Annotated in this window: 11 protein-coding genes, 1 tRNA gene and 1 rRNA gene; 9 read left to right on the forward strand and 4 right to left on the reverse strand. The window is 49.0% G+C overall.

What is annotated here, in order from left to right; translation table 11 throughout:
• Both G5S52_RS21790 and G5S52_RS21795 read right to left on the reverse strand, forming a co-directional pair.
• Positions 1-70: ribosomal RNA gene (locus G5S52_RS21790) — 16S ribosomal RNA — on the reverse strand; the annotation flags it as partial.
• Between the two features lie 664 nt (positions 71-734).
• A tRNA-Leu gene (locus tag G5S52_RS21795) sits at positions 735-821 on the reverse strand.
• Between the two features lie 182 nt (positions 822-1,003).
• Here G5S52_RS21795 and G5S52_RS21800 point away from each other — a divergent pair.
• Positions 1,004-1,489 (forward strand): RDD family protein, encoded by a 486-nt coding sequence (locus G5S52_RS21800; protein ID WP_046307036.1) that lies wholly within the window; start codon positions 1,004-1,006, stop codon positions 1,487-1,489.
• Positions 1,490-1,563: 74 nt separating this feature from the next.
• On the opposite strand, the gene lptG is transcribed toward G5S52_RS21800, so the two are convergent.
• The gene (gene lptG, locus G5S52_RS21805) at positions 1,564-2,637 is read right to left on the reverse strand and encodes an LPS export ABC transporter permease LptG (protein ID WP_165018467.1); all 1,074 of its coding nucleotides are present in this window, start codon (positions 2,635-2,637) and stop codon (positions 1,564-1,566) included.
• Positions 2,637-3,737, reverse strand: a complete 1,101-nt coding sequence (gene lptF / locus G5S52_RS21810) for an LPS export ABC transporter permease LptF (RefSeq protein ID WP_039849768.1) — start codon at positions 3,735-3,737, stop codon at positions 2,637-2,639. Before lptF ends, lptG begins: the two co-directional genes overlap by 1 nt.
• A 193-nt stretch (positions 3,738-3,930) precedes the next feature.
• Between lptF and pepA the strand changes: the two genes are divergently transcribed.
• From pepA to G5S52_RS21840, 8 genes are all read left to right on the forward strand, one after another.
• Complete coding sequence (gene pepA, locus G5S52_RS21815; protein ID WP_165018469.1) at positions 3,931-5,439, forward strand: leucyl aminopeptidase; 1,509 nt, start codon at positions 3,931-3,933, stop codon at positions 5,437-5,439.
• Between the two features lie 137 nt (positions 5,440-5,576).
• Positions 5,577-6,032: a DNA polymerase III subunit chi gene (locus G5S52_RS21820; RefSeq protein WP_165018471.1), complete on the forward strand. Its 456-nt coding sequence runs from the start codon at positions 5,577-5,579 to the stop codon at positions 6,030-6,032.
• 20 nt (positions 6,033-6,052) lie between these two features.
• Positions 6,053-8,911 carry a valine--tRNA ligase gene (locus G5S52_RS21825; RefSeq protein WP_165018473.1) on the forward strand — a complete coding sequence of 953 codons (2,859 nt, stop codon included), beginning with the start codon at positions 6,053-6,055 and terminating at the stop codon, positions 8,909-8,911.
• 207 nt (positions 8,912-9,118) lie between these two features.
• The gene (locus G5S52_RS24095) at positions 9,119-9,682 is read left to right on the forward strand and encodes a hypothetical protein (RefSeq protein ID WP_235956466.1); all 564 of its coding nucleotides are present in this window, start codon (positions 9,119-9,121) and stop codon (positions 9,680-9,682) included.
• Positions 9,679-11,118, forward strand: coding sequence for a sensor histidine kinase (locus G5S52_RS21830; protein WP_235956468.1), 1,440 nt, complete (start codon positions 9,679-9,681; stop codon positions 11,116-11,118). The genes G5S52_RS24095 and G5S52_RS21830 overlap by 4 nt, the downstream gene beginning before the upstream one ends.
• Positions 11,115-11,486: a response regulator gene (locus G5S52_RS24100; RefSeq protein ID WP_235956469.1), complete on the forward strand. Its 372-nt coding sequence runs from the start codon at positions 11,115-11,117 to the stop codon at positions 11,484-11,486. Before G5S52_RS21830 ends, G5S52_RS24100 begins: the two co-directional genes overlap by 4 nt.
• Positions 11,483-13,384: an EAL domain-containing protein gene (locus G5S52_RS21835; protein WP_368737488.1), complete on the forward strand. Its 1,902-nt coding sequence runs from the start codon at positions 11,483-11,485 to the stop codon at positions 13,382-13,384. The genes G5S52_RS24100 and G5S52_RS21835 overlap by 4 nt, the downstream gene beginning before the upstream one ends.
• 181 nt (positions 13,385-13,565) lie before the next feature.
• Positions 13,566-13,967, forward strand: a complete 402-nt coding sequence (locus tag G5S52_RS21840; protein WP_165018475.1) for a DUF2061 domain-containing protein — start codon at positions 13,566-13,568, stop codon at positions 13,965-13,967.
• Positions 13,968-13,977 lie beyond the last annotated feature (10 nt).

Below are 13,977 nucleotides of genomic sequence, written 5' to 3' on the forward strand. Positions count from 1 at the left end.
GCCGCTCGACTTGCATGTGTTAGGCCTGCCGCCAGCGTTCAATCTGAGCCATGATCAAACTCTTCAATTAAAGTTTTTGGCTCGATGAAATACTGTTGTGTTCTCACCCCTCTCTACAAAGTAAAGAAAGAGCAGAACGAATTGACTGTGCTCTTATTGGTTTTCACTTTTGAAAAAGTGAAATCAAAACAGCTCAAGGCTGTACCAACTTGATTTGGTCACTCAGTAAACATCGATAAATCTTTTGTCTATCAATCACGAGTGCCCACACAGATTGCATAGGTCAAATTGTTAAAGAACGTTGACTTGGTAGCTTGCTCTGCGAGCCGCTTGCCGTGTCGATGAGGCGCATTATAGAGAGTTCACTTTCGTTGGCAATAGCAAAAACCAAATAATTTTCAAAAATCTATTCAAATGGTCACAAAGCCAGCAAAAACGGCAAAAATGAGTATTTATCCAACAATTTTGACCCTAAAAGAGGAAAGAAAATTGAAATGAAGCACACCTTCATCCCTGCACACAGTAGAGATTGTGTTTAAGAAGCCGCTGATGAGCCCAATAATCATCGAGCTTTTTCTTGTCATTGGTAATTAGAACGAATGTGGCAGGGAGAAAAGCATCATTAAATAGAGGTTAGAGTAAAGGAACGTAATAAAGAGGGATTTTTGGAGTGCCAATAGAAAAGCATAAAACGAAAAAAGCCCCAGTCTTTCGACTGGGGCTTTTCCGGAAATTGGTGCCCGGGGCCGGACTTGAACCGGCACAGTGTCACCACCGGCGGATTTTGAATCCGCTGCGTCTACCAATTTCGCCACCCGGGCAAGTGCGAGCAATTATACGCAAGCAATGGGTTGAAGCAAGCCTATAATTCACAAAACCTTCTCGATCGGTTCTTTTTTCACCACAGTGCTATAAACACGCGCTATCTGCCCTATTTTTACGCATTCAACACTGCCAATTAGGCTGGTAAACTACACACAGTACTCATTTCTAGGACAGAACAATGGCTCAATCATCGACACAGTACAGCGTACCCAAGGGCGCTAGCTTTTTCCGCCGCTTTGGCGCCTGGCTTTATGACTTTCTCGTACTCATCGCTGTGGAGATGTTAGCAATCGCATTAGTCGTCGGTGCCGTGGCTATCGCTGTGCAGCTCGGACTATCCATTGATGGCTATGAAGATGTCAGCGATTACCTGACACGCAACCCGGCAGTCAGCCCTTTCTTTACTATCTATGTGTTTGCTATTGCAGCTGGCTTTTATGGTTACTTCTGGACCCGAGCAGGACAGACAGTTGGAATGAAAGCATGGAAGCTTAAAGTCATCAGTGAGTTTGGTGGGAACATCACCTTTACCCAAGCCCTTATCCGAATGGCAACTTCTTGCTTAGGTATTGGCAACCTGCTGGCTCTGTTTGACCGAAACAACCGCGCGTTTCAGGATCACTTCTCCAACAGTCAGGTGATTAAAGTCGATACGATTAAATAATTCGTAATAATGCTGATAATAAAGAGGGAGCCAACAGGCTCCCTCTTTTGTTTTCCAATCTGATATCGCCTTTATCAGAGCTTTCGGTTTAATAGATAAAGCGTCACACCGATAAAAGCCAAACTCGGCGCCACCGCACCAACAAATGGCGGTAGCTTATAGACCAGTGTCATCGGGCCAAAGACTTCATTAGATATATAGAAGGCAAAACCAAAGATCACACCGGATAGCACCCTCGCCCCCATGGTCACTGAACGCAACGGTCCAAAAACAAAGCTCAGCGCCAACAGCATCATGACACCAATCGACAATGGCTGAAGTGCCTTACGCCATAAAGCCAGCTCATAGCGGGAAGCATCTTGCTCTGATGCTTTCAGGTAATCCACGTAACTGTAGACACCACTGAGAGAGAGCTCTTCAGGCTTCACCGTCACAATCGCGAGCTTCTCTGGCGTTAGTGTGGTTTTCCATGCCAGCTCCGCTTCTTTGGTTTCACTTATCTTCACCGGGCCATCGAAGTGCGTCACTGTCACTTTCTCCAGCATCCAACTGTCTTTATCCAGGTATTTAGCTTGCTCTGCGAAAACCTGAGCCTGCAGGTTTTGGGTGTCATCAAACTTCCAGATATTCACACCCGTCAGCGACTCTTTCTGATCAGTTCGTGCAATATAGATGAAGTCTGCGCCGTCTTTTGCCCACACGCCGGTTCTCACCGACATCACGTTACCGCCAGATTTGGCGAAGGCGCGAAGTTCACGCGCAGCTTTCTGAGCGTCAGGCGCACCCCACTGCCCCAGAGCCAGTACTACCAACATCAAAGGCATGGCGGTTTTCAGTACCGAAAGACCGATATCAAGCTTGGAAAAGCCTGCTGCTTGCATCACCACAAGCTCAGAGCTCGAGGCCAATGTGCCCAGTCCAATGAGAGCTCCTAGCAACACAGCCATCGGAAAAAACATTTCAATGTCGCGAGGCATACTGAGTAGCACATACTGAATCGCCGTCATCATGGTGAAGATCCCTTCACCCACTGAACGCAGTTGCTCAACAAACTTGATGATGGCGGACAGACCAACCAGTGTTGCAAGACACAAGGTTGTTGTAGCGATAATTGTGCGGCCTATATAAAGGTCGAGGATCTTAAACATTAGGCCGCTCTCCTCAATCGGTATTTCAGTTTACGCATTGGCAGACTATCCCAACTGATCAGCATTAACGCCACCAGCAACGCCAATATATTTACACTCCAAAGACCAATCTCAGGTGGCAACTTGCCTTCCTCCACCGCAGATTTCGCCGCACTGATAGAAAGGAAGTAAGCCAGATAAATTAACACCGCAGGGAAGAGTTTTGCGAAACGTCCCTGACGCGGGTTCACCGCCGAAAGCGGGACCACAATCATGGTCATCAGCGGGATACATAGCACCAGAGAGATACGCCACTGAAGTTCAGCCTGAGCACGTGCTGAAGGCTCGTTGAGCAATACCTGGGTAGGGACTGCATCCCAATCACGATGTTTCTGACGCACTTCACGCTGACCAATCAGCACCTGATAGTTCTCGTAATCTGTCACCGTGTAATCAAGTAAGGTGGGCACACCTTCATAGCGCATACCGCCATTCAGGTCGAGCACCTGACGTCCATCAGGTAACTCTGAGATATAACCTTTCTCAGCCACAACAACGTTGGGGCGCAAGGTGCCGCGAGGGACAGGTTGTGCAATAAAGACTTTATGGAGATCTTTGCCTTCTCCGGTGATCTCGCTGACAAAAACCACGGCCTGTCCATCTGGCGTTGTTTGGATTTGCCCCTGCACCAAAAGCTCAAGACCTGTATCCGCCTCAAGCGTTTCCATCACTTTGATTTCTTTATCATTTGCCCATGGCGTTAACCATAAGGCGTTGAAGGCCGCCACCGTACCGGTAATCACCGCCAAATACAGCGCCGCACGGATCAAAAACTTGTTTCCGATACCTGTCGCGTTCATGACGGTAATTTCACTTTCTGCGTACAAACGCCCAAAAGTAATCAAAATACCGATATAGAGGCTGAGCGGCAGCATCAACATGCCCATCGACGGCATGTATAACCCGACAAGGGTTAACACATCACTGCCCGGAATTGAGCCATCTGTAGCGTTGGCCAGCACTCGGATAAATTTCTGGCTAAAAAAGACCAGAAATAGCACAAACAGCACCGCAAGTTGCGTTTTCACTGTTTCTCGGATCAAATACCGAACAATAATCACGGCGTTTTACCTTTAGAAAACTTGTTTTTTTACTCGAATCGCTATAGTTTTTCGGTAAATTAGTTATTTTTTAATCTTTCGGCCAAGTGTTGGCCTGCTTAATGAAATTTACGTCGAACACGGTTTCGAGTTCCGATAAAGCGGGCATTATCCAACATTTAGCCTCACTTGTCTTTAGGATGTAGGAGTACGCATGGAGTTCAGTGTAAAAAGCGGGAGTCCCGAGAAACAGCGCAGTGCATGTATCGTTGTAGGTGTGTTTGAACCACGCCGCCTGTCACCAGTGGCAGAACAACTTGATAAAATCAGTGACGGTTACATCAGTAGCCTGCTGCGCCGTGGTGACCTCGAAGGAAAGCCTGGCCAGATGCTGCTATTGCACCACGTTCCTAATGTGCTGTCTGAGCGTGTGCTTCTAGTGGGTTGTGGTAAAGAGCGTGAACTCGGTGAGCGCCAATACAAAGAAATCATCAAAAATACCATCAACACGCTGAACGAAACGGGCTCAATGGAAGCGGTTTGCTTCCTGACTGAATTGCACGTGAAAGGCCGCGACACCTACTGGAAAGTGCGCCAAGCAGTTGAGAGTACCAAAGACAGCCTCTACACCTTCAACCAGTTCAAGAGCGTGAAGCCAGAAACCCGCCGTCCGCTGCGGAAACTGGTATTCAACGTACCAACACGTCGTGAACTGAATCTGGGTGAGCGCGCAATTGCACACGGTTTGGCGGTTGCTTCCGGTGTGAACGCATGTAAAGACCTTGGCAACATGCCACCAAACGTTGCAAACCCAGCATACCTTGCTTCGCAAGCACGCCGTCTGGCGGATGACTTTGAAAAAGTCAGCACCAAGATCATTGGCGAGCAAGAAATGAAAGAGCTTGGCATGACTTCTTACCTTGCTGTGGGCCAAGGCTCTAGAAACGAATCTATGATGTCTATCATGGAGTACAAAGGCCACCCAGATCCAGATGCGAAGCCAATCATTCTGGTAGGTAAGGGCCTGACGTTCGATGCTGGCGGTATCTCACTGAAACCGCCTGCCAACATGGACGAAATGAAGTACGACATGTGTGGTGCAGCCGCGGTATTCGGTGCCATGAAATCTCTGGCGAAGCTGGATCTTCCAATTAACGTGGTGGGTGTGCTGGCAGGCTGTGAAAACATGCCAGATGGCCACGCATACCGCCCAGGTGATATCGTGACCACCATGTCAGGCCAAACTGTTGAAGTACTCAACACTGACGCAGAAGGCCGCTTGGTACTTTGTGACGCGCTGACTTACGTTGAGCGTTATGAGCCAGAGTGTGTGATTGACGTGGCGACCCTGACCGGTGCATGTATTGTGGCACTGAGCCACCATATCAGCGGTCTGATTTCTAACCACAACCCACTAGCACACGAAATCGTCAATGCATCAGAGCAAGCGGGTGACCGTGCGTGGCGTCTACCAATGACAGAAGAGTACCAAGAGCAACTCAAGAGCCCGTTTGCTGATATGGCAAACATCGGTGGCCCTGGTGGCGGTACCATCACTGCAGGTTGTTTCCTGTCACGCTTCGCGAAAAAGTACAACTGGGCACACCTTGATGTAGCCGGTACTTCGTTCAAAGGCGGACAGAACAAAGGCGCAACAGGCCGTCCTGTCCCATTGCTGGTCCAGTTCCTTCTGAACCGTTCTGGCCTTGAAGTCGCAGAGTAAAACTGCACAAAGAGAAAAGGAGGCCTAGGCCTCCTTTTTTGTTGCTGCTTTTTGTTGCGTGAGTGAGCAACTCGCCGCACACTGAGCCGAAAACAATGGCGTTATCAACACCGCCCAATGGCTAAAGAGGGAAATCGATGACAGGCATGGCGACCTTCTACTTACTGGATGAATCGCAAGACCAACCAACACAACAAATGTTGGAAAAGGTTAGCCAACTCTCTGCCCTTTTTTGTCAGCAAGGTATGAAGGCATTCATCATGGCTGAAGATAGAAAACAAGCCGAAGCGATTGATGAATGGCTCTTCCAGCAAACCACGGAACACTTTGTGCCTCATAACCTCGTTGGCGAAGGTCCCCGAGGGGGAGCACAGGTTGAAATCGGTTGGCCAGGTGTACGCCATGCTGGCCACCGCCAAGTGCTAATAAATCTGGCGCAAGAAGCAGCAACTTTTGCGCCTTCCTTTGCACAAGTGGTAGACTTCGTGCCTTGCGAAGAAGCTCTCAAGCAACAGGCTCGGGAACGCTACAAAATTTACCGCATGGCGGGGCGTCAAATGCGTACCCTCGCCATTGAAGAAATGTCCTATTAAATCAGTCCATCAAGAGCGCTATGGAAAAGACATACAACCCAACATCAATTGAAAAAGCGCTGTACCAGCGCTGGGAAGAGGCTGGCTACTTCAAGCCTCACGGTGACACATCAAAAGCTGCTTACAGCATCATGATCCCACCACCCAACGTCACGGGCAGCCTGCACATGGGCCATGCGTTTCAGGACACCATCATGGATACCCTGATCCGCTGCGAGCGCATGAAAGGCAAAAACACCCTGTGGCAGGTCGGTACTGACCACGCAGGTATCGCGACCCAAATGGTTGTTGAGCGCAAGATCGCGGCAGAAGAAAGCAAAACCAAGCACGACTACGGCCGTGACGCTTTCATCGACAAGATCTGGGAGTGGAAAGGCGAATCCGGTGGCACAATCACCAAGCAGCTGCGCCGTCTAGGTGCGTCTGTCGACTGGGATCGTGAGCGCTTCACCATGGATGATGGCTTTTACGCTGCTGTTCAGGAAGTGTTTGTACGTCTGTATGAAGATGACCTGATCTACCGCGGCAAGCGTCTGGTTAACTGGGACCCGAAACTGCACACGGCCATTTCCGATCTGGAAGTAGAAAATAAAGATGTGAAGGGCCACATGTGGCACTTCCGTTATCCACTGGCTGACGGCGTTAAAACCGCTGACGGTAAAGACTACATCGTGGTTGCAACTACCCGTCCAGAAACCATGCTGGGCGATACCGGTGTTGCGGTAAACCCAGAAGATCCGCGTTACAAAGATCTCATCGGTAAAGAAATCATTCTGCCAATCGTTGACCGCCGCATTCCAATCGTGGGCGACGAACACGCTGACATGGAGAAAGGCACAGGTTGTGTGAAGATCACCCCTGCGCATGACTTCAATGACTACGAAGTTGGCAAGCGTCACCAGTTGCCAATGATCAACATCCTGACGTTCAACGCAGACATCCGCGACGCAGCCGAAGTGTTCAACACCAACGGCGAAGCGAGCGATGTATACAGCACTGACCTGCCAGAGAAATACCGCGGCATGGAGCGTTTCGCTGCACGTAAAGCGATCGTTGCTGAGTTCGAAGAACTGGGCCTGCTGGACAAGATCAAAGATCACGACCTGACTGTTCCTTACGGCGACCGTGGTGGCGTGGTTATCGAACCAATGCTGACTGACCAATGGTACGTTCGCACTGCGACACTGGCACAACCTGCCGTTGAAGCAGTAGAAAATGGCGACATCCAGTTCGTGCCTAAGCAATACGAGAACATGTACTTCTCGTGGATGCGTGACATTCAAGACTGGTGTATCTCCCGTCAACTGTGGTGGGGTCACCGCATTCCTGCGTGGTATGACAACGACGGCAACGTTTACGTCGGTCGTAACGAAGAAGAAGTTCGCGAGAAGAATGGTCTGGCACCCGTTGTTGTGCTGCGTCAGGACGACGACGTTTTGGATACCTGGTTCTCATCTGCACTGTGGACATTCGGTACACTGGGCTGGCCACAAGAAACGCCAGAACTGAAAACCTTCCACCCGACTGATGTACTGGTAACCGGTTTCGACATCATCTTCTTCTGGGTTGCACGCATGATCATGATGACCATGCACTTCATGAAAGATGAAGATGGCAAACCACAAGTACCGTTCAAAACTGTTTACGTAACGGGTCTGATCCGTGACGAAAACGGCGACAAGATGTCGAAGTCTAAAGGTAACGTGCTTGACCCGATCGATATGATCGACGGTATCGATCTAGAGTCACTGGTAGAAAAACGTACCGGTAACATGATGCAGCCACAACTGGCAGCGAAGATCGAAAAGAACACCCGTAAGACCTTCGAAAACGGTATCGAAGCCTACGGTACCGACGCACTGCGCTTCACTCTGGCTGCCATGGCTTCAACAGGTCGTGACATCAACTGGGACATGAAGCGTCTTGAGGGTTACCGCAACTTCTGTAACAAGCTCTGGAACGCAAGCCGTTACGTGCTGATGAACACAGAAGATCAGGATTGCGGCATGCAAGGCGGTGAGATGGAGTTCTCACTGGCTGACAAGTGGATCGAATCTCAATTCCAACTGGCAGCGAAAGAGTTCAACGCGCATATCGAAAACTTCCGTCTGGATATGGCATCGAACACCCTGTACGAATTCATCTGGAACCAATTCTGTGACTGGTACCTGGAGCTGACCAAACCTGTTCTGTGGAAAGGCACTGAAGCACAACAGCGCGCGACCCGTCACACGCTGATCACCGTGCTTGAGAAGACACTGCGACTGGCGCACCCAGTGGTTCCATACATCACGGAATCTATCTGGCAGAGCGTGAAGCCGCTGGTAGACGGTGTTGAAGGTGACACCATCATGCTGCAGGCACTGCCACAGTATGACGAAGCACAGTTCGATGAAGCAGCACTGGCTGATATCGAGTGGGTGAAAGGTTTCATCACAGCCATCCGTAACCTGCGCGCTGAATATGACATCGCACCGAGCAAACCGCTGGATGTGATGCTGAAAGCCGCTGACGAGAAAGATGCTGCGCGTGTTGAAGCAAGCAAACAGGTTCTGATGTCACTGGCGAAGCTGGAAGGCATACGCATTCTGGAAGCAGGCGAAGAAACACCGGCATGTGCAACCGCACTGGTTGGTAAATCTACCCTGATGATCCCAATGGCAGGTCTGATTGATAAAGACGCCGAGCTGGCTCGTCTGGACAAAGAAATTGCCAAGACCCAAGGTGAAATCAAACGCGTTGAAGGCAAGCTGAATAACCAAGGTTTCGTAGCGAAAGCTCCTGAAGCGGTTGTTGCTGCTGAACGTGCGAAGCTGGACGGTTACGCAGAAACCCTGACTAAGCTGGAAGAGCAGAAAGCAGTTATCGCTGCACTGTAATCTCACCGCGTAACTTACGCTCACAAACGGGTCTTTCAACGGAAGGCCCGTTTTCTTTTCTCTCCACCCACCATCACTGTTAAATCTATCAACATTTCGACGCATGAAAGTGACATGCGCCGCAATTGATGAGCAACTTTGACATTCGCGTCGAAATCCATTACTACGCTTTATAGAACGCCATTCTGCAACTAATGAAACGTAGAAATGAATTCAATCGCATTCAGGCTGCACCTCAGCCTGATAACACTGACGGTTCTCTTACTCACCGTATCATCTCTGACTGTTTGGGTCGCGCTTAATACCCGAAGCAGTACTGATGCGCTGTTAGATAAGGCACTTCCCAATACCATCAACACCATACACATGGTGGATGAACTTAGCGAGATGCTGTTCAACCTAATGAGGTATGTGGAAGAAGAGGATGTGGAAGGCCATACGGCTTTTTTGCAGCATCTAACGACATTCGTTAAACATAAGCAGGATCTCAGCGTTTCAAAAGGTCTGGCACTTACTGAGGACATTTCGCAGCTCAGAGCACTGCATCAAACCTTTTTATTAAAGGCGCAAGACACGGTTTTCAATGTTTTTGACCCAACCGCAGATCAACGAGCCCGCTCCCTTGTTACTTCTACCAGCCAGCCCTTGGAAGCTCTCCTCGACAAACTCCATACCACAATTAACGGGCAGAACGATCTGACTATCTTCCAAATGATCACGCCTCTTTACGTCGTTACGATCTTGAACTGCTTGATGAAATGCAGGACATGACATCTGACTTGGACAACTACCTACTGGGTTACCCTTTAGCTGAAACACGCTTTCTCGCCAATGCGGAAGAATTCAGACACTACCTCAAGTCCTTATCCGGCGTAACAGATGATCCGGTTATTCAGGATCAGCTTAAGCGCATTCAATGGCACTTTGCCAAGTTCTTCGCGATTGCAAATAACGTTTTCGACCACCATGACAACACCGCTAGAAAACGTGCACTGAAAGCGGTCATTGCGTTGGAACAAGGCGTATTTCTGGATATGAAAACACTACTCAACAAAATGGCTGACCAGTCGGACAGCCTATTGATCGAAGAATCTCATGGGCTGCGCAATATAGCCAACAAATCCATGTATTTACTCATATTTGTTACTATTTTTGCGACTATTTTACTGACATTCATTGTCCTCTTCTTCCAGCGTTCACTGTTCAGGCCGTTAGAAAAAATCAACACAACCATTCAGGCATTGCGTCTGGGTCACCGCAATATCCCTTTCGAAGACATTGAAGACAATGAGCTGGGACGGATCACCCTCAGCCTGAAAAACTTCCAGGTCGGCCTTTCCCGACTCGACCAACTGCAGATAGAGAATGCTAATCAGAAAGAAGCTCTGAAACGCGACAAAGAACAACTGACAGAGATGTTGGAGAGCCTGAAGTCAGCGCAGGATAAGCTCATTGAAACAGAGAAACTTTCTTCCCTTGGCAGCCTGGTTGCGGGGGTTTCCCACGAAATCAATACGCCGCTTGGTATTTCAGTGACCATGGCAAGCACGCTGGAAACCGAGCACCTTTCATTTTTGGAAAAGCTCAAAACCGGAGAAATCCGACGGGAAGATCTCGACAACTTTGAATCACACAGTGCCGATGCCTACAGCGTAATGAATCGCTCATTGCAAAGAGCGTCTGAGCTCATCAACAGCTTCAAGCAAGTCGCCAACGACCAAACCAGCGAGCAATTGCGCGAGTTTGAACTGGGTACCTTGATGCGCGAGATTTATAGCACCCTGCACCACCAAATCAAAAACCGGCCGATTCAGTTTTCCTTGCACGCAGAAGATGATTTAGTCATGAGCAGTTACCCCGGGCCGATAGGACAGGTGTTTACCAACCTGTTTAACAACTCCATCCTCCACGGATTTGATCAGGATGGTCAGGGAGAAATTTCTCTGACGTTATCTCGTGAAGAAGGACGTATCAGGTGGCTGTACCGAGATTCAGGTAAAGGGCTCTCTGGTGAGGGACTCAAGCGCATCTTTGAGCCTTTTTACACCACCCGCCTTGGCAAAGGCGGTTCGGGAATGGGCATGCACATCGTCTACAGCATTGTGGTCAACATGCTTCAAGGAGACATTAAGGTATACAACGATAACGGTGCCGTTTTTGATATTTCCATTCCGGCATCCATTCAACAAGCTGAAGGTGGACAATGAGTGACTTTAAAATCAATATCATCGATGGACCATCTACGCCTTCGAAGCCATCGGTAAATGCAGGACGAAGTTGGAAGGTCGCCATCATTGATGACGAAACCTCCATGCATCAGGCCACCACATTGGCGCTGAACAAAGTAGCAATTCTTGGGTATCCATTGACCTTCATCCATGCATACTCTGGCGCCGAAGGACAGCAACTTCTTGAGGAAAATCCAGACACTGCTGTGGTGTTGCTCGACGTGGTGATGGAGACAGAGGATGCCGGGCTGCGACTGGCCAGTTACATCCGTAACGAGCTAGGCAACCACACGACACAGATCGTGCTTCGCACAGGCAACCGGGGTATGCGCCGGAAGAGTCCGTGATCGAAAACTTCGAAATCAACGATTACAAAACCAAAAACGAACTTACCCGGGCCAAACTCTTCAGCACCCTTTGCACATCTATCCGCTCCTACCACAATCTGGTGTCGATTCAGAAAAGCCGTGATGGCCTAAGAAAGATTGTGGATTCCGCCGCCAATCAATTTCAGGAGCGATCACTGGCGAGCTTTACAGAAGGTGTTCTGGAGCAAATCAATGTGCTGTTTGATATTCATTCTGAGGGGATTTTCTGTGTTTCCAGTCGCCCTTTAAATCCCCCTCAGCAGCTTGAGAAAATATACTGTCACGCCACCAGTAAACGGCAAGAAGATGAACACATCATTGTCGCTGCCAGTAAAAAGTATCAAAAGGTGTTTGGCCACCCTCTCGACAGTGTGGAGCTTGAGCCATCTTCCCAGTGTGTGATTCGCCAAGCATTCAAAGAGGGAAAAAACGTCATTCAGGATGGCAATATCGCCCTTTATCTCGACACGCCCAGCCGCTGGAAGGCCGTGATTTATATCATGACCGATAGGACGAATTTGCTCGACCAACTGGATCCAGAGCTATTGAGTGTATTCATCCAGAATGTGGCTTTAGGACTGGAAAACACTAAGTTTATCAATCAACTTTTTGATGCCGTATTTACCGACGAAATCACCGGTCTCCATAGCCGTCTGGGTTTTGTCGACTCCCAAGCGCCCACACTGTTAAAACAAACCGGCCGTTTGACATTGGCAGTGATTGATATTGATGATTTCCACCAAATCAATGAGTCGCTGGGTTTTGAATACGGCAACCGTGTGCTCAAGGTGTTTGGTAAAACCCTGCAACAGGCTTTGCCTGCAAACAGCATAGTGGGCCGACTTCATAGTGATGCATTTGCCGTCGCAACGGAGCTTGAAGAACCTGAGCTGTGTAATATGTTGCAAAACCTGCAGGACACCCGGTTCAGCATGGACGGTGGGACATTCTATCTCAGCGCGACCGCTGGGCTTTTCAGCGTGAGTTATGATGGCGATATCTACGATATTGAAGTGGCATTGAGGCGGGCAGAAATCGCGCTCAAACAGGCAAAATCCAAACGTCGAGGCTCTACCCTCACCTTTGATGACGGCATGGAAAAAGCCTGTACTGAGCGCTTAAACCTGATCAATAAGCTGCGCCATGACCTCGCTGAAAACCGTCTATACCTCGTCTTCCAGCCAAAGGTAGATCTGCGTGATGACAGGATCATTGGTGCAGAAGCGCTGATTCGATGGGAACACCCCGAACTGGGGGAGGTTTCACCCGGAGTTTTCGTGCCTATCGCAGAAGCGGCGGGATTAAGTTTCGAATTAGACACCTACGTTTTCCGCACTGCCTGTGAGATCCTCGAAGCCAATCCTCACTTCCCCGAGATTGCGGTAAATATCTCCCCGCTCACCTTGAGTCGAAGGGAGTTGTTACCCGTACTCAACGGTATCTTGCAAAAATATGGCGTCGATAAAGATCGGATCTCACTCGAAATCACTGAAGGCTGCTTTGTTCAGGGTGAAAACACCAAGTTCAACATCACTATGCTTCACCGCCAGAACTGGACTTTGCATCTGGATGATTTCGGCTCGGGCTATTCATCTTTCGGCTATTTGCTCGATCTTCCCGTCTCAGTGATCAAAATCGACCGCATTTTCACTTGGGGACTGAGCAAGTGTGATCGTTCAGAAACTTTGCTGGGCGGCATGGTGAATATGTTGAAAGGAATGAATAAACAAGTGTTGATTGAAGGGTTGGAAACCGAGGAACAGCTCGTTGCCGCAGTCGCAGCAGGTCTCGATATGGCTCAGGGGTATTTGTTCTACAAGCCCATGCCTTTGGAAGCTTTTAATCTTGCACTTCAAGAACAGGTAGCGATAGCCTGAACCACTCCCCCGGCTTGGTGCCACAAGCCGGGGTTTGCCTCTCTTTTTCTCTCTTCGAGCAACACCTTACTCACTTCAGCCTTGTTCAATAGTTTTCACCTATTAAAACAATTAACAGAAACCACATTTACAAATGAGAATTATTTGCAATAATGAAGTCATACCGAATGAGGGAACTGTTATGAAAAAGACCTTAAGTTTTGCTGTGATTCACTTTACCGTTGCGTTTACAGTCGCGTATGTCCTGACTGGCGATATTCTGCTGGGTAGTTTGATTGCCATGGTAGAGCCTATGGTCAATACGGTCGCGTTCTACTTCCACGAAAAAGCGTGGGACAACATATTACTGAAGCGTCTGGCAACAAACCATCCAGGCCGTAAAACGGCAAGTTTCGCGGCTGTACATTTCAGCGTGGCGTTTGGTGTGGCTTACCTGCTGACGGGTGATGTACTGATTGGCAGTGTGATGGCAATGATTGAACCTTGTATCAATACCATGGCGTACTACTTCCATGAGCGTGTATGGCAGAAGAAAGAACGCCTGAGCATGATGCAATGTCACCACCATCCAATGGCAGCTTAATACAGAACAC

It is taken from the genome of Grimontia sedimenti (genome assembly GCF_011045095.1).
In the GTDB taxonomy this organism is placed as follows: Bacteria; Pseudomonadota; Gammaproteobacteria; order Enterobacterales; family Vibrionaceae; genus Enterovibrio; species Enterovibrio sedimenti.